This window comes from Halomonas sp. BC04 (assembly GCF_000568385.1).
On record NZ_AZQX01000404.1, the window covers coordinates 12237 to 32750 of the forward strand.

13 protein-coding genes and 4 pseudogenes are annotated in these 20514 nt (G+C 64.5%); 9 read left to right on the plus strand and 8 right to left on the minus strand.

The annotated features are described in order from the left end of the window. Nucleotides 1-164 precede the first annotated feature (164 nt). Nucleotides 165-716 carry a gamma carbonic anhydrase family protein gene (locus tag Q427_RS26810; protein WP_043518575.1) on the minus strand — a complete coding sequence of 184 codons (552 nt, stop codon included), beginning with the start codon at nt 714-716 and terminating at the stop codon, nt 165-167. A 36-nt stretch (nt 717-752) separates the two neighbouring features. Continuing rightward, complete coding sequence (locus Q427_RS26815) at nt 753-2093, minus strand: sodium-dependent transporter (RefSeq protein WP_043518576.1); 1341 nt, start codon at nt 2091-2093, stop codon at nt 753-755. 170 nt (nt 2094-2263) lie between these two features. Between Q427_RS26815 and prlC the strand changes: the two genes are divergently transcribed. From prlC to Q427_RS35795, 7 genes and pseudogenes are all read left to right on the plus strand, one after another. Then, a complete protein-coding gene (gene prlC, locus Q427_RS26820) occupies nt 2264-4315 on the plus strand; it encodes an oligopeptidase A (RefSeq protein ID WP_043518577.1) in 2052 nt (683 codons plus the stop codon). A gap of 76 nt (nt 4316-4391) precedes the next feature. Continuing rightward, a complete protein-coding gene (locus tag Q427_RS26825) occupies nt 4392-4637 on the plus strand; it encodes a YheV family putative zinc ribbon protein (protein WP_043518578.1) in 246 nt (81 codons plus the stop codon). 2 nt (nt 4638-4639) lie between these two features. Continuing rightward, a complete protein-coding gene (locus Q427_RS26830) occupies nt 4640-6367 on the plus strand; it encodes a Na/Pi cotransporter family protein (protein ID WP_155833714.1) in 1728 nt (575 codons plus the stop codon). Between the two features lie 410 nt (nt 6368-6777). Further along, nucleotides 6778-7595, plus strand: a pseudogene (locus tag Q427_RS26835) (TAXI family TRAP transporter solute-binding subunit). Nucleotides 7596-7686: 91 nt separating this feature from the next. Next, nucleotides 7687-9845, plus strand: a pseudogene (locus Q427_RS26840) (TRAP transporter permease). A 73-nt stretch (nt 9846-9918) separates the two neighbouring features. Then, complete coding sequence (locus Q427_RS35790) at nt 9919-10578, plus strand: TAXI family TRAP transporter solute-binding subunit (protein ID WP_197030838.1); 660 nt, start codon at nt 9919-9921, stop codon at nt 10576-10578. Then, a complete protein-coding gene (locus Q427_RS35795) occupies nt 10524-11000 on the plus strand; it encodes a TAXI family TRAP transporter solute-binding subunit (protein WP_269321330.1) in 477 nt (158 codons plus the stop codon). Before Q427_RS35790 ends, Q427_RS35795 begins: the two co-directional genes overlap by 55 nt. A 137-nt stretch (nt 11001-11137) precedes the next feature. Here the strand turns inward: Q427_RS35795 and metF are convergent. Further along, nucleotides 11138-11976, minus strand: a pseudogene (gene metF / locus Q427_RS26850) (methylenetetrahydrofolate reductase [NAD(P)H]). A 186-nt stretch (nt 11977-12162) separates the two neighbouring features. On the opposite strand from metF, the gene Q427_RS26855 reads away from it, so the two are divergent. Continuing rightward, nucleotides 12163-13128, plus strand: coding sequence for an AEC family transporter (locus tag Q427_RS26855; RefSeq protein ID WP_231613944.1), 966 nt, complete (start codon nt 12163-12165; stop codon nt 13126-13128). Between the two features lie 76 nt (nt 13129-13204). Here Q427_RS26855 and ahcY read toward each other — a convergent pair whose 3' ends face one another. Both ahcY and metK read right to left on the minus strand, forming a co-directional pair. Then, entirely contained in the window at nt 13205-14614 is a 1410-nt protein-coding gene (gene ahcY, locus Q427_RS26860; protein WP_043518580.1) for an adenosylhomocysteinase, read from the minus strand. Between the two features lie 168 nt (nt 14615-14782). Beyond that, complete coding sequence (metK, locus tag Q427_RS26865; RefSeq protein WP_043518581.1) at nt 14783-16003, minus strand: methionine adenosyltransferase; 1221 nt, start codon at nt 16001-16003, stop codon at nt 14783-14785. A 313-nt stretch (nt 16004-16316) separates the two neighbouring features. On the opposite strand from metK, the pseudogene tkt reads away from it, so the two are divergent. Next, nucleotides 16317-18307 (plus strand): annotated as a pseudogene (gene tkt / locus Q427_RS26870) (transketolase). A gap of 105 nt (nt 18308-18412) precedes the next feature. Here tkt and Q427_RS26875 read toward each other — a convergent pair. From Q427_RS26875 to Q427_RS26885, 3 genes are all read right to left on the minus strand, one after another. Beyond that, complete coding sequence (locus Q427_RS26875) at nt 18413-19465, minus strand: class I fructose-bisphosphate aldolase (RefSeq protein WP_043518582.1); 1053 nt, start codon at nt 19463-19465, stop codon at nt 18413-18415. A 123-nt stretch (nt 19466-19588) separates the two neighbouring features. Then, complete coding sequence (locus tag Q427_RS26880; protein ID WP_043518583.1) at nt 19589-19990, minus strand: Hsp20/alpha crystallin family protein; 402 nt, start codon at nt 19988-19990, stop codon at nt 19589-19591. Between the two features lie 29 nt (nt 19991-20019). Further along, on the minus strand, nt 20020-20481 hold the full coding sequence (locus Q427_RS26885) for an Hsp20/alpha crystallin family protein (protein WP_043518584.1): 462 nt from the start codon (nt 20479-20481) through the stop codon (nt 20020-20022). Between the last annotated feature and the right edge of the window lie 33 nt (nt 20482-20514).

Here is a 20514-nt window from a genome sequence, read left to right on the forward strand (position 1 = left end):
GTTTGCAGAAAGCAGCGTCGCTCGAGGCTGATCCGAGGGCAGGCCTACGAGGAGGCGCTGTAAACCCATCCCTGGGCGCTACCTTTTCCATCCCTGGAAAAGGACCTCCTCTTCGGCCTGTCCTCGGCGCCCCTCGCTGCGGAGAAATGCAACCGCTCTGGCACTCACCTCCCCTTCGCCGCCAGGTACTCGTCCTTGAGCTTGACGTAGTTGCCAGCGGTGTAGGGGAAGAAGGCGCGCTCGCTCTCCTTGATCGGCCGCATCGCCCTGGCTGGATTGCCGGCATACACATGCCCGCTTTCCAGGCGCTTGCCCGGCGGAACCAGCGCCCCCGCGGCAATGATCACCTCATCCTCGACCACGGCGCCGTCCATGACGATGGCCCCCATGCCCACCAGGATGCGGTTGCCCAGCGTGCAGCCGTGCAGTACCGCCTTGTGGCCGATGGTCACGTCATCGCCGATGGTGAGCGGAAAGCCGTCGGGATTGAAGTCGCTGGCATGGGTGATATGCAGCACGCTGCCGTCCTGCACGCTGGTACGCGCGCCGATACGTATGCGGTGCATGTCCCCGCGGATGACCGTCATCGGCCAGACCGAGCTGTCATCACCCAGCACCACGTCGCCCAGCACCACGCTGGCCGGGTCCACGTAGACCCGCTCGCCCAGGCTCGGGGTCACGCCCTTCCAACTGCGAATGGGGTTCCCTGCTTGCATTTCGCCTCCCTTGACCGACGCATCGGCCATCACATGTCATAGCAGCCCGGCAGCCAGCACCAGGGCCGTCAGTGGAATCGAGACCCAGCGTACCACCCCCAGCCAGAGGCGAAAGCCCGGCTCGCCGATACCCAGGGCATCCCGGGCAGCCCCTCGCGGCATGATCCAGGCCGCAAAAACGGCGATCAACAGGCCACCCACCGGCAGGAATATCTCGGTGGGCACCGTTGTCACCAGGTCGAAGACATTCATGCCGGCCAGCGGACGCCACTCGGCCAGCGTCGAAAACGACAGTACCGACAGCAGCCCCACCAGCCACACCGACACGCCGATGACCGCTGCTGCCTGGCCCCGCCCGAGTCCCAGCCCCTGAAGCGTGGCGACCATCGGCTCGGCCAAGTTGATCGACGAGGTCCAGGTCGCCAGTAGCAACAGCAGGAAGAAGGTGCTCAACCAGAGCGCTCCCCAGGGCAGTTCGGCGAAAGCCACCGGCAGCGTGACGAACATCAGGCCCGGTCCCTCGGCGGGGTCCATGCCCTGGGCGAACACCACCGAGAAGATGGCGATACCCGCGAGCAGCGCCACGCCAACGTCGAGAACGGCCACTGCCGCCGCGGCTCGCGGCAAACTCTGGCGCTCGGGCATGTAGGCACCATAGGCCATCAGCGCACAGGCACCCACCGCCAGGGTAAAGAAGGCGTGGCCCATGGCATGCATCACGACGAGCGGCGTAATGGCCGTGAAGTCGGGTTGAAACAGCCAAGCCATGGCCGGCCGGAACCCCTCCGTGGTCGCCGCATAGCCGGCCAGCAGCAGAAGGAGCAGATAAAGCAGCGGCATCAGCAGATTGTTGAGCCGCTCGAGCCCCTTGGCCACGCCGGCGGCCACTACGCTCATGGTCATGAAGAGAAACAGCGTATGATTGAAAGTCATGCGACGTGGATCGGCAAGGAAGGCGTCGAACCCGGCCCCGATCTCGGCGGCGCTGCGCCCCACGAAGTTGCCGTTGACCGACGCCACCAGAAACTCGATCGACCAGCCGGACACCACGGAGTAGAAGGAGAGAATGCAGAAGACCGTCAAGGCGCCGAAGCCCCCCAGCCAGCGCCAGTGGCCGCTGGCACCGGCGGCGTTAGCGAGATATCCCAGCGACTGCATCGGCGAACGGCGGCCGGCGCGGCCGACCAGGATCTCTGCCATCATCACCGGCAGCCCCAGCAGCAGCACGAACGCCACATAAAGCGCCAGAAAAGCCGCCCCGCCGTTCTCGCCTGTAATATAGGGAAAACGCCAGATATTTCCGAGCCCTACGGCTGCACCGGTCACCGCCAGAATAAAGGCCCGCCGGGTACTCCAGCGCTCCAGGGTTGCGTTCATGCCGTCGGCCTCTGCTTCGTGAAGGCCGCAAGCCTATCAGGCCGGCTCGATGGCACCAAATCCATCGATATCCCGCAATGCATTGAAACCCGGCCAGTCCGGCCGCATCTAAAGCCCATTACGTCGTAACCTGACAACCATCGACCATCAGCCCTGCCCACGAGGTGTGCATGTCCCACAATCCGCTGCTCGACGCCCACGACCTGCCACCCTTTGCCGATATTTCGCCGGCCCATGTGGTACCCGCCATCGAAGCGCTGATCGCGGAGAACCGTGCCGCCATCGAGACCCTGGTCGCGCGAGCGCATCAGGAAACCCCGACCTGGGAGAGTCTCGCCGCACCGCTCGAGGCCCTCAACGACCGCCTCTCCCGGGCCTGGTCGCCGGTCTCTCACCTCAATGGCACCATGAACACGCCCGAGCTTCGTGAAGCGTATCAGGCCTGCCTGGGTCAGCTCTCCGACTACAGCACCTGGCTGGGCCAGCACACGGAGCTGTGCCAGGCCTGGCAGGCGCTGAAGGAGGGGCCCGGCTGGGAGTCGCTGGATGAAGGTCAACGCCGCAGCATCGACAACACATTGCGCGACTTCCACCTCGCCGGCGTCGACCTGCCCGCCGAGAAGAAGCGCCGCTATGGCGAGATCAAGTCACGGCTCTCCGAACTATCCAATAACTTCTCCAACCAGTTGCTGGATGCCACCCAGGCATGGCACAAGGACATCGACGATGCAGCCCAGCTGGCCGGTCTCCCGGAGAGTGCCCTGGCGACGCTTGCCGCCAACGCCGAGGCCAAGGGTGTGCACGGCTATCGCATCACCCTCGATTTCCCCAGCTTCTATCCGGTACTGACCTTCGCCGACGACGCCTCACTGCGCCGGGAGGTCTATACGGCCTTCGTCACCCGCGCCTCCGACCAGGGGCCCAACGCCGGCGCGTACGACAACGCGCCGGTTATCGAGGAGACCCTGCGCCTGCGCCGCGAGCTGGCCGAGCTGCTTGGCTTTGCCACCTATGCCGACTACTCCCTGGCCACCAAGATGGCCGAGTCACCCCAGCAGGTGATCGATTTCCTGGACGACCTGGCCAGGCGCGCCGTGCCCCAGGCCCGGGAGGAATTCGATGAGCTGGCCGAGTTCGCCCGCAGCGAGCTGGGCATCGCTGAGCTTTCACCCTGGGACGTGGGCTATGCCAGTGAGAAGCTTCGCGAGGCTCGCCACGCCATTTCCCAGGAACAGCTGCGCCCCTACTTCCCTGCTCCCCGCGTGGTGGATGGGTTGTTCCGGGTCGTCGAGCGCCTCTATGGCGTCACTTTCCAGGAGGACGCCTCCGCCCCGCGCTACCATCCTGAGGTGCGCTACTTCCAGATCCTCGAGCACGGCCAGGTCATCGCCGGCTTCTATCTCGACCTTTACGCACGAGAAGGCAAGCGTGGCGGGGCCTGGATGGACGAGTGCCGGGTGCGGCGCAGCCGTGAAGATGGCTCACTGCAGCTGCCGGTGGCCTACCTGACCTGCAACTTCACCCGCCCGGTGGGCGACAGGCCGGCACTGCTGACCCATGACGAGGTCACCACCCTGTTTCACGAGTTCGGGCACGGGCTGCATCATATGCTGACGCAACAGACCGTCGCCGATATCTCCGGCATCAATGGGGTGGCATGGGACGCCGTGGAGCTTCCGAGCCAGTTCATGGAGAATTTCTGCTGGGAACGCGAGGGGCTGGACCTGATTGCCGGCCACGTCGACACCGGCGAGCCGCTCCCGGCCGAACTGCTGGAGCGCCTGCAGGATGCCAGGAACTTCCAGTCGGCCATGGGCCTGGTTCGCCAGCTCGAGTTCTCGCTGTTCGACCTGCGCCTGCACCATGAGCTGGCCGCTCCCACCGCCGCCGATGTGCAAGCGCTGCTCGACGAAGTGCGCGCCGCCGTCTCGGTGGTACCCCGGGCCGATTTCAACCGCTTCCAGAACGGCTTCAGCCATGTCTTTGCCGGCGGTTACGCGGCGGGTTACTACAGCTACAAATGGGCCGAGGTACTCTCCGCCGATGCCTGGAGCGCCTTCGAGGAAGCGGGTATCTTCGATGTCGAGACCGGCCAGCGCTTCCGCCACGAGATTCTCGAGCAGGGGGGCGCCCGGGATGCCGCCGAGCTGTTCCGGGCATTTCGGGGCCGCGAGCCCAGCGTCGAGCCGCTGTTGCGCCATAGCGGGATTCGTGCCGCCTGATTCGATACCATGCAATGGGTATCATCGACCGCCATCGGAGCATGTCCACACCGATGGCAGCCATACGGGAGTTTCCATGGCTGTTCAGAAACGCTTTATCGCCGGCGCCATCTGTCCGCGCTGCGCCGAGATGGATCGCATCCGCGCCTGGGAGCAAAATGGCATTCGCTACCGAGACTGCGTCAGCTGCGATTTCTTCGAGCAGGCACCCATCGAGGACGATGCCCATTCGGAGCTGGAAACACGGGTCAACCGGGAGCGTGAGGAGCAGCGTTCCGACACGATTCAAACCGTGAGGATTCTCGACCCCAAAGGGCGCTGAGCGTGCCTGCCAAGGAAGCCGCACTCAACGCACCACTGTCCCGGCCCATGCGGCGGCGGCTGGAACTGCTCGGGCTGTTTGCTGCAACGGCGCTGCTGCTGGCACGTCCCGACCTTGCCACCCTGGCGGCGGGGCTTGGCCTGTTCCTGTGGGGCATGTCCCACCTGGAGGAAGGGGTCAAGCGGCTCTCCGGCGGCACGCTCGACCGCTGGCTGCATAACGCCACCCGAAGCCCTGCACGGGCCATCGGCGTGGGCGCGCTAGCCACCGCCCTGGTGCAGTCCAGCTCGCTGATCACGCTACTCGCCATGTCCTTCGTCGGCGCAGGACTGGTCAGCCTGGCCGGGGCGATTGCCCTGCTGTTCGGTGCCAACCTGGGCACCACCACCGGCGCCTGGCTCATCGCCAGCGTCGGCCTGCGCTTTGACCTGGCTCACTACGCCATGCCCCTGCTGGCGCTGGGGCTGCTCGGCAACCGTCTCTCAAGCGGAGCCCTGGCCAGTATTGCCGGTCTGGTGCTGGGCATCGGGTTGCTCTTCCTGGGCATCGATTTCATGAAGCTGGGCTTCGAGACCTGGCAGGACGGCCTCAGGCTCGACGACCTGGGCGGGAACCGGCTTTGGCACTGGCCCCTGTTCGTGCTGTTCGGCATCATTGCCACCGTGGTCATGCAATCGAGCCATGCCACCCTGCTGCTTACCTTGACCGCCCTGGCCTCGGGACAACTCCCCTACCTCCCGGCCCTGGCCATCGCCATTGGTGCCAATGTGGGCACCACGGTGACGGCGGTACTGGGCGCCCTGGCCGCCGGGGCAGCCGCGCGTCGCCTGGCCGGTGCCCATGTGGTCTTCAACCTTGTCACCGCGGCCATCGCGCTAGTGCTCCTGATGCCGCTCGCCTGGCTGGTCGATGTCATTGCGGCAATCAGCGGCATGGCGGCCACCGCCTGGCCACTCAAGCTGGCGCTGTTTCATACACTGTTCAACCTGCTGGGTATCGTGGTCATGCTGCCTCTGATTCCTCGCCTGGCGAATGCACTGGAGCGCCGCTTTCCGGAGCCTGCTCGCCTGCCCCCCGCCCAGGCCCGCTATCTGGACAAGGCCGCACTGGAGCACGCCGATACCGCCGTCGCCGCCATGGAGCAGGAGTGCCAGCGTCTCAACCGTCGTGCCTACCACCTCCTCTGCACGGCCATCCTGCTACCCAGTGCCGATGTCATCGGCCACCCGCCCCAGCGCGAGACTGTCGACACAAGCATCGACCCCACCGCCTGGCCCGCCGTCAATGTCCGCTATCACGAACGAATCAAGCCACTTCTGGCCGAGATTCTGGCCTTCCATTCGCTTATCGATACGCCCCTGACCGACGAACAGAGGACACACCTGGATAACCTTCGGGACCAGACGCTACGCATGGTGGAAGCCGTGCGCTTCGGCGAAGTGTTACAGCGCAGCCTGCTGCGCCATTCAGCGCGAACCAGCCCCCTGCGGGACGCCCATGACGACCTCCGCCTGGCCCTCGCCCTTGGCCTGAACAGATTGGCCGAAGAACCCGAGGCTTCCGATATCGGCAACCCGGTACAGACGGTTCGCTACCGCTGGCAGCGTGAGCTGGCCGAGCGACTCCGCCAACAGCGACTCGATCCCTGGCTCGCCTCCACGCTGATGAATGACCTGCACCAGGTGAGCCGCCTGATCGCCGCCCTGGCCGCCTCGCCCCAGGCCCAGTAACCTGAAGCGTGCGGAAATCCGCACACACACTGAGCCTCGCGTGCGACATCCCAGCCACAACAGGGCTTGGGCCTTAAGACCTTCGTCGACAATCGATTTCGCAACCACTTGAGCAACTAGCATTTTTCCTGTCAAGGCACGCCGATTGCCTATACTGGATGCTGTACGCCAGATTTTCTGGAGCGTCCCGCGCTCCTCTTGGGAGCGCTACGCTTTCATAATGACAAATCGATTGGAGTGACACCATGCGACATGCAGCATCCAAACTGATCGTAACCACCTGCCTGAGCGCCGCTCTTGTAGCAACCGGCGCCCAGGCCGGTGACCGCGACGACTGGCCCAGCAGCCTGACCGTGGGCACTGCCAGCCAGGGCGGCACCTACTTCATCTACGGCTCAGGCTGGGCCAATATGGTGGGTGAAGCCCTCGGCGTCGCCTTCGGCGCCGAAGTGACCGGCGGCCCGGTACAGAATGCCACCTTGGTCCAGATGGGCGAGCACGACTTCGGCATGGTCACCATGGGGCCCGCCTACCAGGCTGGATCGGCGAAAGCGAACTGGCACCGGGCATCGAGCACACCGACATTCGCGCCGTCTTCCCGATGTACCAGACCACCCTGCAGATCATCACCCTGCAAGGCTCCAATATCACTTCCGTGGCTGACCTGGATGGCAAGACCGTGGGCGTGGGCCCGGCCGGCGGTACGTCGGACATGTACTACCCTCAGCTGTTCGACAAGCTCGGCCTCGATGTCGATACCCGCAACGGGGGTGCCTCCGACCAGGCTGGTCAGCTTCAGGATGGCCTGATCGACGCCTTCGCCTTCGCCGCTGGCGTACCGATCTCGGCCTTCAGCCAGCTCGAGGCCCAGGCAAACGTCAACATCTTCTCCTTCTCCGAAGCCGACATGGATCAGGTGCTGGGCGACTATCCCGAGCTGTCACCGTCTGCCATTCCAGCATCCGTGTACAACAGCCTGGAAGAGGACCTGCCGGCCATCTCCATCTGGAACTTCGCCATCACCCATCAGGACATGCCGGAGTCACTGGTCTACGAAGTGACCAAGACCGTGATGGAGAACCAGGAGCGCATGCAGCAGATCCACGGCGCCGCGCGTGAGACCGTGCCCGAGAACTACGAGCACAATACCTTCATGCCCTGGCATCCGGGTGCTGTGCGCTGGTTCGAAGAGAACGGCTACGACATCCCGGAAGATCTGCGCGGCTGAGTTCAGTCAACGCGCCAACGACGCCGGCCTCCGTGCCGGCGTCAACGCCTCGCCCCTAGGCAGGCATCCGTAACCTTCTAGGCACTCCGGCATGACTCACGAAACCCAACCCAATGAAGCCGCACCCAAGATCGGCACTGATGGGGTCTCTGACATCCCCATCGCACATAACGAGCGCGTACTCTCCGGCCTGGTCGGCCAGACGGTCTTCGCCGCCTGTGTGCTGTTCACGGCCATGCACCTCTATGCGCTCAATGTCTCTCCCATCGAGACCTGGACGTTTCGCATCATCCACGTGGCCGGTGGCCTCGCTGTCGGCTTTGCCATCACCGCGGCCATGACCCTGGATCGCAGCCCCGAGCAGGTGCGCATCAATCGCCTCGAGTGGTTCGCCCTGATTCCTGCAGCCGCTGCCATCACCTATGCCACCTTCACGATCCTCTATGCCTGGTACATGCGGGAAACCGGCACGCCGCCCGCCAACTGGCTGGTCGTCCACCTGAGCTGGTCGCTGGTATTCGCCACCACCATTGCCTTGGTCAGCAGCTGGATCTGGCGTAGCTCCAGCCGCTCCATCCACTGGGCCGATGCCATCCTGATCGTCGCGTCGATCCTCGTTGCCGCTTACCTGGTTCTCGTACTCAATCGCTGGCGCATGGCCGCCGGCACCCCCTTTGCCGGGCAGACAGAGTTCATGATCGCCGCCGTGGGCGTGGCCTTGATCATGGAACTGACCCGTCGCGTGGCCGGCCTCGCATTGATCATCATCACCGGTGTCTTCCTGGCCTATGCCTTTGCCGGGCCCTACCTGCCGGGCCTTCTCGAACATCGCGGTTACTCGGCTTCGCGCTTCTTCACCTATCTCTACACCGACAACGGCATCCTCGGCCCGACCACCGCCGTATCGTCGACGTACATTATTCTCTTCATCACCTTTGCCGCCTTCCTGCAGGCCTCCAAGGTCGGTGACTACTTCATCAACTTTGCCTTCGCCGCGGCTGGCCGTGCGCGGGGCGGCCCCGCCAAGGTGGCGGTATTCGCTTCCGGCCTGATGGGCATGATCAACGGCACCTCCGCCGGCAACGTGGTGGCCACCGGTTCGCTGACCATCCCGTTGATGAAGAAGGTGGGCTACCATCCCCGCAGTGCCGGCGGCATCGAGGCAGCCGCCTCCACCGGCGGGCAGATCGTGCCGCCGATCATGGGCGCCGGCGCTTCATCATGGCCGAGATTACCGGTATTCCCTATACCGAGATCGCCGTTGCCGCGCTGATTCCCGCCGCGCTCTACTTCCTCTCCATCTACCTGATGGTCGACCTGGAAGCGCGTCGCGACGGCATGGAGGGCATGAGCAAGGACGAGATCCCGCAGTTCCGCAAACTGGTCAAGCAGGTCTACCTCTTCCTGCCCATCATCATCCTGATCGGCACCCTGTTCATGGGCTACTCGGTGATCCGTGCCGGCACCCTGGCCATGGTCAGCGCCGCCGTCGTCTCCTGGTTCACCCCGCACTGGATGGGGCCCAAGGCGCTGCTCAACGCCCTGTCGCTGGGTGCACGCATGGCCATTCCGCTGATCGCCGTCTGTGCCTGTGCCGGGATCATAGTAGGGGTCATCTCGCTGACCGGGGTCGGTGCCCGCTTCGCCTCCATGCTGCTGGGCATAGCCGATGCCAGTCATCTGCTGGCGCTGTTCTTCGCCATGTGTATCTCGATCCTGCTGGGCATGGGCATGCCCACCACCGCGGCCTACGCGGTTGCCGCCTCGGTGGTCGCCCCCGGCCTGCAGCAGATCGGCATCCCGCCGCTGGTCGCACACTTCTTCGTGTTCTACTACGCGGTGCTCTCGGCGATAACACCGCCGGTGGCCCTGGCCGGCTATGCCGCCGCGGCGATCGCCGGGACCGACCCGCTGAAGACGGCCATGACCTCCTTCAAGTTCGGCCTGGCCGCCTTCATCGTGCCCTTCATGTTCTTCTACAGCCCGGCACTGCTGATGGACGGTACCTGGACGCAGATCCTGCGCGTTGCCATCACCGCCGGGGTGGGCATCTATCTGCTGGCTGCCGCCGTTCAGGGGTGGTTCCTCAACGGCATCGCCAACCTCGTCCAGCGCGTCCTGCTCCTCGGGGCGGCGCTGTCGATGATCGCGGGTGGCTGGATGACCGACCTGGTCGGGCTGGGTATCGGTGGGCTGGTGTTCGTCTGGCAGGCGGCGGCGCTGAAGGCCAATCCCAAGACCTCGGCCTGAACCGAGGTAGGGGCGTGAGCCAAGGTGGCCTTCACCACCTTGGCTTTACCGCCACAGTGACAGGAGGTGCGCCATGAGTACGGGACGGTTCTCCACCCTATGTCCACTTGTCGCCGCCAGCGCCCTGCTGGTCGGAAGTGCCGCCGCCCTCGCTGATGACCGGTCGGACTGGCCGGAAGAGGTCCTGCTGGGTACCGCCTCCCTTGGCGGCACCTATCAGGTCGTTGGCGACGGCCTGGTGACCCACATCAGCGACAAGCTGGATGTTCTTGCCTTGTCGCAGGCTACCGGCGGGCCCTACCACAACATGACACTGGTCCATACGGGTGAAGCGGAGCTGGGCCTGGTTACCCTGGGCCCGGCGCGGGAGCTGTGGGACGGAGAAGGCGTGGCCGCCCCGGGTGAGAAAATGCGCAACGTCCGCGCGCTGTTCCCGATGTACCAGACGCCCTTCCATGTGGTGACACTGGCGGATTCGGGTATCGAGCGCATCGGGGACCTGAGCGGCAGGCGGGTCGGCGTAGGCCCCATGGGCGGCACCTGTGCCGCCTACTGGCCGCAGTTTCTGGACGCCCTGGGCGTCGAGGATGCCCACCTCCAGTACGCCGGGGCCAATCATCTGGCGGACTACCTGCCTCCCGCCTCAGCGATGCCTTTGCCTTCTGCGCCGGCCTGCCGATCAGCGCTTTCCAGCGTCTCGAGCGAAACCATGACGTGCGGATGTTCGGGCTGACCGAGGCCGAACAAGCCACGTTGATGGAGACCTTCCCGGTCGCCTCGTTCGAGATCCCCGCCGATACCTACGCGGCCATGGATACCCCCCATGCGTCGGTGGCCTTCTGGAACTTCGCCATTGGCCACAAGGATCTTCCCGAAAGCTTTGTCTATGAGCTGATGAAACTGGTGCTGGATGATCCCGAAGCCATGGAGGCGATCCATCCCGCCATGGCCGAGGCCCGGGCGGAACACCTCGACAAGAACGATGTGCTCTGGTTCCACCCAGGGGCGGTGCGCTATTACGAGGAACAGGGCCTCGATGTGCCGAGTGCCATGCTGCCCCCCGAAATGCGCCCGGAGGTAGAGGAAGCGGAGGAAGCGGAGGAAGCGACAGACGTCACCGACGACGAGACCATGCCAACCGACAATGCCGACTAACCGCCGGCATCGGCAGCACCAGCGCAGATGGCCCCGCCTTGGCGGGGCCATCTGCGTTCCTCTATCTGCCTTCTTGACGATATGCCGCAGACCAGCGTCTCGACGTCATGACGAGTATCAGCGCGGCTGCCCTCGGCTCAGCTCAGGTTGTCGAGAACGCGCAGGCTGGGGGTCGCCTGATTGAGCGTATAGAAGTGAAGGCCCGGCGCCCCACCATCCAGCAGGCGCTGGCACAGCCGTGACACCACTTCCTCGCCGAAGGCCGCAATGGACTCGCTATCATCCCCATAGGCCTCAAGCTGCTTGCGGATCCAGCGGGGAATTTCGGCGCCACAGGCGTCGGAGAAGCGCGCCAGCTTGGTGTAATTGGTGATCGGCATGATCCCGGGGACGATGGGCGCCTCGACGCCCATTGCACGCGCTCGCTCCACGAAGTGAAAATAGGCCTCGGCGGTGAAAAAATACTGGGTAACAGCGAGGTTGGCACCCGCCTCATCTTGCGCACGAAGTTCTCGAGGTCCTTCTCGAAGCTGGGGGCCTGGGGATGGGACTCCGGGTAGGCGGCCACCGCGATCTCGAAGTGATCGCCGGTCTCCTCGCGAATGAACTCGACGAGCTCATTGGCATAACGCAGCTCACCGATGCCGCCCATGCCGGAAGGCAGGTCGCCTCTCAGGGCCACCAGGCTGTCGATGCCCTGTTCGCGATACTGGTGGAGGAGGTCACGCAGCTGGGCCTTTTCGCTACCGATGCAGGAGAGATGGGGTGCGGTGGTGATACCCGACTCGCGTACGGTCTGCACCGTGCTGAGCGTGCGTGCCTGGGTGGAGCCGCCGGCGCCGTAGGTCACCGAAAAGAAACGCGGGCTGCGACTGGCAAGCGCATCGCGCACACCCATCAGTTTCTCGCGCCCTAGGTCAGTATTAGGCGGAAAGAATTCGAAACTGATACCTAGCGGGTGTGCCTGGGTACTCATCGGTCAACCTCTCGTCTTCACCCGGCGAGCCACATGAGCTACGCCGTGAATTATCGATCACTCTGCTTCGAGTGCGTTGGTGACCATTTTGCCGACCGGCCCAGTGGCTGACCAATGAAAGTTTCCGCGCCTGTGCATTAGTGTCGGTCATGTTGAGCGCTGACAGCAGTACGCTTGCCAGGCATCATGGCAGCTTTCGACAAGGGATTGGCAAAGACGATGATCGACCCCGGCGCCCTGATGGGCCCCCTCTGGACGCTGCTGGCCTTCGTCGGACTGGGCTGGCTGGCGGCTCGGCACCTGGCTGTGGACCCACGGCCGATCGCCACGCTGCTGATCTATCTCATCGCCCCGCTCACCTTCTTTCGCGGCCTCACCCTCGGCGGTCCGACGCCGGGCTACCTGCTGCTGACCCTGGCCCTGTTCACGCTGGCCAGTGTCATGGCCATCCTCGTCAACCTGGCCGGCAAGCGTTTCCTCCCCCCGCAGGAGAGCGCCCTGCTCGCCTTTTCGGCCGGCACCGGCAATACCGGCTATTTCGGCCTGCCGATTGCCATGATCCTGCTGCCCCCCGAAGGGGTGACCCTCTACCTGTTCTGTGTTCTGGGGGTCACTCTCTACGAGTTCACCGTGGGCTTCTATCTCAGTGCCCGGGGGCAGTTCTCGGTACGCCAGAGCCTGGTCAAGATCATCCGGCTGCCCTTGGTCTACGCCTTTCTCGCCGCCCTGCTGGCCAGCGGCCTGGGGCTGACGGTTCCAGCCCCGCTCATGGAGGGACTGGCGGTGTTTCCAGCCACTTACACGCTACTGGGCATGATGATCATCGGCATGACCCTGAGCCGCGTCTCGATACGGGAGTTCGACGGCCGTTTCATCGCCGCCTGCGTCGCGGTGCGATTCGGGCTCTGGCCACTGGTCGCTCTGCTGGCCGTGCTCGGCCTGCAGGCGCTCTACCCGCTGCCGATCGAGCTGGCCATGGCCCTGCTGCTGGTGGGAGTGGTGCCCATGGCCGCCAATGTGGTGGTGGTCGCCATGGAGCTGGGCATCCGGCCGGAAAAGGGTGCCATCGCCGTACTCCTGACCACCCTGGCGGCCCCCCTGCTGATCCCCTTCTACCTGGACGGCCTGATGCGGCTCACCGGGGTGGGCTGAGCTCGAGTCGCGCAATGGAAGGAATACGCCGCCTGAGGGCGGCGTTTCTCGTAAAGTTCAGCTCATTCGGCTCGCACTAGTAGCGATAAGTATCGGGCTTGAAAGGCCCCTCCACAGGCACCCCGGTATAGTCGGCCTGATCCTCGGTCTGGCGCGTGAGCACCCCGCCGAAGCCCTCGACCATGTAGCGGGCCACCTCCTCGTCGAGGTGACGCGGCAGTACGGTGACGGCCAGGCCGCCGCACCGCTCCGCCTCGGGCAGGTCGGCGAAACGCCGCTCATAGAGGTGAATCTGTGCCAGGACCTGATTGGCGAAGGAGCCGTCCATGATGCGCGAGGGGTGGCCGGTGGCGTTGCCCAGGTTTACCAGACGGCCTTCAGAGAGCAGCAGCAGGTAGTCGCCGCTGGCCGGGTCGAAGCTGCCCGGCTTGCTGTCGCGGTAGACCTTGTGCACCTGGGGCTTGATCTCCTCCCAGTGCCAATGGCGACGCATGTAGCCGGTTTCGATCTCGTTGTCGAAGTGGCCGATATTGCAGACCACGGCACCGGCCTTGAGGGCACCGAGCATGGCGGCATCGCAGGCGCGAATGTTGCCGGTGCAGGTCACCACTAGGTCGATGCGGCCCAGCAGTGCCCGGTCGACGCTCTCCGGCCCGCGGTTGACGCCGTCCACATAGGGCGAGACCACTTCGTAACCGTCCATGCACGCCTGCATGGCGCAGATCGGGTCGATCTCGGCGACCTTGACGATCATGCCCTCCTGGCGCAGCGACGCCGCCGAGCCCTTGCCCACATCGCCGTAGCCCACCACCAGCGCCTGCTTGCCGGCCAGCAGGTGATCCAGGGCTCGTTTGATCGCATCGTTGAGCGAATGGCGGCAACCGTACTTGTTGTCGTTCTTCGACTTGGTCACCGCATCGTTGACGTTGATCGCCGGCACCTTGAGGGAGCCGTCGCGCAGCATCTCCTGGAGCCGGTGCACGCCGGTAGTGGTCTCCTCGGAGATGCCGTGGATGGCGTCGAGCAGCTCCGGGCGCTTTTCGTGCAGCAGGGCCGTGAGGTCACCGCCGTCGTCCAGCACCATGTTGGGCCGCCAGTCGTCGGGCCCCTCCACGGTCTGCTCGATGCACCACCAGAACTCCTCCTCCGTTTCGCCCTTCCAGGCAAACACCGGGATGCCGGCCGCGGCAATGGCCGCCGCGGCATGATCCTGGGTAGAGAAGATGTTGCACGAGGACCAGCGCACCGTGGCGCCCAGGTCGATCAGGGTCTCGATCAGCACCGCCGTCTGGATGGTCATGTGGATGCACCCGGCGATGCGGGCACCCGCCAGCGGCTGCTGGGCGTGGTATTTCCTGCGGATGGCCATCAGCGCCGGCATCTCGGTCTCGGCGATGCGAATCTCGCGGCGCCCCCAGTCGGCCAGCGTGATATCGGCAACCTTGTAGTCCTGGGCGTTCAGGGCAGAAACAGCAGCCTGGTTCATGCGTCACCTCGTCGAATGAAATCGGTGACCCTCACTATAGGCCCAGCGGGGGCGCCAATGCCAAGCCATCCCTTTCACGCTAGCCAAGGGCATCATGGAGCGCCAGACGAAAACGCCCGGCTCAGGGCCGGGCGTCTCGTATCAGGGCGGGATGCATGCGGGCAACGGCTACAGGCCGGCGGCCTGCCGCAGCGCCTGGGCGCGATCGATCCGCTCCCAGGGAAAGGCCGTGAAGGTCTCGGTCTGCTCCTGCCCCTTGTCGTCCTTCCAGCTGTAGGAGGTCTCGAAGGGCTCGCGGCCGAAGTGACCGTAGGCCGCGGTAAGCTGATACATGGGGTGAAGCAGATCGAGCATGCGGGTGATGGCGAAGGGGCTCAGGTCGAAGTGCTCGCGCACCAGCTCGATGATGCGCGCCTCATCCACCTTGCCGGTACCGAAGGTATTGATTGCCACCGAGGTCGGCTGGGCCACGCCGATGGCGTAGGACACCTGGATCTCGCACTTGTCGGCCAGGCCGGCGGCGACGATGTTCTTGGCCACGTAGCGGCCCGCATAGGCGGCACTACGATCGACCTTGGAGGGATCCTTGCCGGAAAAGGCGCCGCCGCCGTGGCGTGCCATGCCACCGTAGGTGTCGACGATGATCTTGCGGCCGGTAAGCCCGCAGTCGCCCACCGGCCCACCGATGACGAACTTGCCGGTGGGATTGATGTGGTACTGGGTCGCCTCGGTCAGCCACTCCTCGGGAATCACTTGCTCGATGATCTCGTGCTTGACCATCTTGCGCAGCTCTTCCGGGTCGATCTCCGGGTCATGCTGGGTCGACAACACCACCGCCTCGACGCCGCAGGGCATGCCGGCCTCGTCATAGCGGAAGGTGACCTGGCTCTTGGCATCCGGGCGCAGCCAGGGCAGCAAACCATGCTTGCGCAGCTCGGCCTGACGCTCCACCAGCCGGTGGGCGTAATGGATCGGCGCCGGCATGAAGGTGTCGGTCTCGTTGGTGGCATAGCCGAACATCAGTCCCTGGTCGCCGGCACCCTGGTCCTCGGGCTTGATACGGTCGACGCCCTGGGCGATATCCACGCTCTGCTTGCCGATCAGGTTGAGCACGCCGCAGGTTTCGCCATCGAAACCGACTTCAGAGGAGGTGTAGCCGATACCGGTGATGACCTCGCGCACCAGCGCCTCGAGATCGACCCAGGCCGTGGTGGTGATCTCGCCGGCGACGATCGCCACGCCGGTCTTGACCAGCGTCTCGCAGGCCACACGGGCGTGCTTGTCCCGGGCGATGATGGCGTCCAGCACCGCATCCGAAATCTGGTCGGCGATCTTGTCCGGATGTCCTTCGGACACGGACTCGGAAGTGAACAGGGAGTATTCGCTCATGGGCATCCTCGACCATCTGAGTAACGGCAAAACGCGGCAGCGCAATTCTCGTCAGGATAACAGCCCCTGCCGATACAGGTGGAATCGATGCGGCAGGAGAGAAAATCCGGGGTTTTCGGGGCAAAGAGTTTACACGCTGGTACCTTTTGAGACACCCGCCATTTGATGACCGGCGGCAAGTCGGCGACAATAGGCGGCCGAAATTCGACCGCGCCGCCGCCATCCTGCGGCGCCCCAGCCAGAATGCAAACCCGGCAGGCATTTTTGTGCCGTCGCGGACTGCCCATTCTGCCGCAGGTGAGGAGCCAACCCAATGCCGTCCCGTTTCGAACTGGCCAATGCCATTCGCGCCCTGTCCATGGATGCCGTCCAGAAGGCCAAGTCTGGCCATCCCGGCGCCCCCATGGGTATGGCCGACATCGCCGAAGTGCTGTGGAACGACTATCTCAAGCACAACCCCAATGACCCGAAATGGCCCGACCGCGATCGCTTCGTGCTCTCCAACGGCCACGGCTCCATGCTGCTCTATTCGCTGCTGCACCTGACCGGCTACGACCTCAGCCTCGAAGAGCTGCAGAATTTCCGCCAGCTGCATGCCAAGACCGCAGGCACCCGGAATTCGGCTACGCCCCCGGCATCGAGACCACCACCGGCCCGCTGGGCCAGGGCCTGGCCAATGCCGTGGGCATGGCCATCGCCGAGAAGACTCTGGCCGCCCAGTTCAACCGCCCGGGCCACACCGTCGTCGACCACCACACTTACTGCTTCGTGGGCGACGGCTGCCTGATGGAAGGCATCTCCCATGAGGTCGGCTCGCTGGCAGGCACCCTGGGGCTGGGCAAGCTGATCACCTTCTACGACGACAACGGCATCTCCATCGACGGCGAGGTGGAAGGCTGGTTCACCGACGATACCGCCAAGCGCTTCGAGGCCTACGGCTGGCACGTGGTGCCCAACGTCGACGGCCACAAGCCGGACGAGGTCAAGGCGGCCATCGAGCTGGCCCGCAGTCATGACGACCGCCCCAGCCTGATCATCTGCAAGACCGTCATCGGCTTCGGTGCCCCCAACAAGCAGGGCAAGGAGGAGTGTCACGGCGCCCCGCTGGGGGACGACGAAGTCGCCGCGGCCCGCGAACAGCTCGATTGGCCCCATGCCCCCTTCCACGTGCCCGAGCCGGTCTACCAGGGCTGGGACGCCCGCGAGGCGGGCAAGAGCACCCAGGAGGCGTGGCAGGCCAGGTTCGACCGCTATCGCGATGCGCACCCGGCGCTGGCCAAGGAGTTCCTGCGTCGCATCCAGTGCAAGCTGCCGACGGAGATCACCAGCGAGGCGCTGATCGAGAAGGCACAGGAGAAGGGCGAGAGCATCGCCTCGCGCAAGGCGTCGCTGGCCTGCCTCAACGAGCTGGGCCCGCAGCTACCCGAGCTGCTTGGCGGCAGCGCCGACCTGGCGCCCTCCAACCTGACCTTCTGGAATGGTGCCAAGGCGATCTCCAAGGAGAATCCCAGCGGCAACTACCTGCACTACGGCGTGCGCGAGTTCGGCATGGGCGCAATCATGAACGGGATCGTGCTGCACGGCGGGTTCATTCCCTACGGCGCCACCTTCCTGATCTTCATGGAGTACATGCGCAACTCGGTGCGCATGGCAGCGCTGATGGGCAAGCGTGCCATCTACGTCTTCACCCACGACTCCATCGGCCTGGGCGAGGACGGCCCCACCCACCAGCCCATCGAGCAACTGACCAACCTGCGTACCACGCCAAACCTGTGCACCTGGCGCCCCTGCGACGCAGTGGAGACAGCGGCCGCCTGGGATGCCGCCATCAAGCGTAATTCCGGCCCCACCGCCCTGGTGCTGTCGCGCCAGAACCTGCCGCATCAGCAGCGCAGCAAGCAGCAGCTGGCGGAGATCCAGCGCGGCGCCTATGTGTTGAAAGACTGCAATGGCACGCCGGAGCTGATCCTGATCGCCACGGGGTCCGAGGTGGGGCTGGCCATGGACGCCGCTGCCGAGCTGGAAGGCCAGGGCCGTTCGGTTCGCGTGGTCTCGATGCCCTCGACCTATCGCTTCGACGGCCAGGACGCCGAGTATCGCGAAAGTGTACTGCCCAAGGCGGTGACCCGGCGTATCGCCATCGAGGCCGGCCATGCCGACTACTGGTACAAGTACGTGGGCCTCGACGGCCGCGTGATCGGCATGCACACCTACGGTGAATCCGCCCCGGCGGGAGACCTGTTCAAGCACTTCGGCTTCACCAAAGAGAACGTGGTCAAGCAGGCCAGGGAGCTGCTGGGCTGATTGCCGGCAGCACCGAGCGGTAACAGAAAGGGCACGACCTTGCGGTCGTGCCCTTCTTATTGGTGGTGGCGAATCGCTCGCGCAGGCTGTTGTGCAGATTATTGCCTAGGCGACAGTCACGCCCTTGTCCAGATAGACGTCCTGGATCGCGTTGAGCAGTTCCACGCCCTCGGTGACCGGCTTCTGGAAGGCCTTGCGGCCGGAGATCAGTCCCATCCCACCGGCACGCTTGTTGATAACGGCGGTACGCACCGCCTCGCCCAGATCCGTATTTCCCTTGGACCCACCCCCGGAGTTGATCAGCCCGGCACGCCCCATATAACAGCAGGCCACCTGAAAACGCGCCAGGTCGATGGGGTGATCGGACGTCAGTTCTTCGTACACCTTGGCATGGGTATGGCCAAAGCCGATATCGCGGTAGCCGCCGTTGGTTTCCGGCAGCTTCTGCTTGACGATATCCGCCTTGATCGTCGAGGCGAGATGGTTGGCCTGACCGGTGAGGTCGGCGGCCACATGGTAGTCCTTGCCATCCTGCTTGAAATCCGGATTGCGCAGGTAGGCCCAGAGCACCGTCGCCATGCCCAGCTGGTGGGCCCGCTCGAAGGCTTCGCTGATCTCCATGATCTGGCGGCGGCTTTCCGGCGAACCGAAGTAGATGGTTGCCCCTACTGCGGCGCAGCCCATGTCGTGGGCCTGCTCCACCTCGGCGAACAGCGTCTGGTCATAGATCGCCGGATAGGTCAGGGTCTCGTTGTGATTGAGCTTGAGGATCATGGGAATGCGGTGGGCATAGCGCCGCGCCACCGACGACAGCACCCCCAGCGTCGAGGCCACCCCGTTGCAGCCGCCCTCGATGGCCAGCTCGACGATGTTAGCCGGATCGAAGTAGCGCGGGTTGGGGGCGAAGGAGGCGCCGGCGGAGTGCTCGATGCCCTGATCTACCGGCAGAAGGCTCAGGTAGCCAGTTCCCGCCAGGCGACCATGATTGAACAAAGCCTGGAGGTTGCGCAGCACGGCGGGGCTGCGGTCGCTGTCGCTCACGACGCGATCGATGAAGTCGGGGCCAGGCAGGTGCAGTTGCTCACGGGCAAACCCGCGACAACGGTGGTCCAGCAGGTACTCGGCGTCGTCACCCAGTAGTTGGGGAATATCTGTCATGGTGCTCCTCTCCTTGGTTTGCGTTCATTTTCCCCAGCGTAGCGGAAACCGTACCCAGCGCGGCCCTCGCTTGCAAATGCAGGCGCTCTCCCGGAGGAGAGCGCCCATAAGAGCGGCGGCCGCTCAGGCAGCCTTGATTTCGATACGACGCCGGTGGTGAGACTGTTTCTTGGGCAGCAACAGGTGCAGGAGCCCCTTGTCGAGCCGGGCCTCGATCGCATCGGTATCGATCTCGTGGCTCAAGGTGAAGCGGCGCGTAAAGCGCTGGGCCTGCACCTCGGCATAGATCGCCGACATCCCCTCTGGCATGTCGAGGCGAATCTCGCCCTCGATGGTCAGCACATTGTTGTCCACCTCGATGCTCAGCGAGTCGGACGTGACGCCGGGCATATCGGCGACCAGGTGCAGGGCATTGCCCTCCTCATGGATGTCCACCGGCGGCTGCAGCGCCCTGCCGATGTCCCGCTCCGGGGCCTGGGTCTCGGCAGCCTCACGGGGCGTGTCGCGGCGAGTGATATCGTTCATGGCGGTTCACCTCCCTCTGTCGTCAGGCATCATGCGGATTGAATCTCGATACGACGCGGCTTGAGCTCTTCGCGCTTGGGCAGGTGGATCACGAAGACACCGTTCTGCGAGCGTGCTTCAGCGCGATCCGCATCCAACCCTTCCGGTAGTGCGATAGAGCGGGCAAACTCACCTCGGCTGCGCTCCCGGCGGAAGTAGGGGCGCCGACCACTGTCCTGGTCACCCTTGTCGTCGTCGGCACGCCTTCCCTGCAGCGTCAGGACGTTATCCTGGATACTCACTTCCAGGTCATCGGCTGACAGCCCGGCGGCAAAGACATAGACTCGCACCGCATCGTCGGTACGTCCGATGTTGATCATGGGGAAACTGCCGCTGGGAACCGAACGGATGTTGGCGACACCAGGATCGGGAAACAGCTCGTCCAGCAGCTCCCGGAACCGGTCCGCTCCCCGCAGCGGTCCACTGTCGAAACGCCTGAGATCTCCGAACATGACGAACACCTCCTACGTGGTTGGGGTCATGAG

What these genes read in the sequence shown, in the direction of transcription:
- Q427_RS26810 (WP_043518575.1), bottom strand. Translation starts at nt 716, where the DNA reads ATGCAAGCAGGGAACCCCATTCGCAGTTGGAAGGGCGTGACCCCGAGC.
- Q427_RS26815 (WP_043518576.1), bottom strand. Translation starts at nt 2,093, where the DNA reads ATGAACGCAACCCTGGAGCGCTGGAGTACCCGGCGGGCCTTTATTCTG.
- prlC (WP_043518577.1), top strand. Translation starts at nt 2,264, where the DNA reads ATGTCCCACAATCCGCTGCTCGACGCCCACGACCTGCCACCCTTTGCC.
- Q427_RS26825 (WP_043518578.1), top strand. Translation starts at nt 4,392, where the DNA reads ATGGCTGTTCAGAAACGCTTTATCGCCGGCGCCATCTGTCCGCGCTGC.
- Q427_RS35790 (WP_197030838.1), top strand. Translation starts at nt 9,919, where the DNA reads ATGAGTACGGGACGGTTCTCCACCCTATGTCCACTTGTCGCCGCCAGC.
- Q427_RS26855 (WP_231613944.1), top strand. Translation starts at nt 12,163, where the DNA reads ATGGCAGCTTTCGACAAGGGATTGGCAAAGACGATGATCGACCCCGGC.
- ahcY (WP_043518580.1), bottom strand. Translation starts at nt 14,614, where the DNA reads ATGAACCAGGCTGCTGTTTCTGCCCTGAACGCCCAGGACTACAAGGTT.
- metK (WP_043518581.1), bottom strand. Translation starts at nt 16,003, where the DNA reads ATGAGCGAATACTCCCTGTTCACTTCCGAGTCCGTGTCCGAAGGACAT.
- Q427_RS26875 (WP_043518582.1), bottom strand. Translation starts at nt 19,465, where the DNA reads ATGACAGATATTCCCCAACTACTGGGTGACGACGCCGAGTACCTGCTG.
- Q427_RS26880 (WP_043518583.1), bottom strand. Translation starts at nt 19,990, where the DNA reads ATGAACGATATCACTCGCCGCGACACGCCCCGTGAGGCTGCCGAGACC.
- Q427_RS26885 (WP_043518584.1), bottom strand. Translation starts at nt 20,481, where the DNA reads ATGTTCGGAGATCTCAGGCGTTTCGACAGTGGACCGCTGCGGGGAGCG.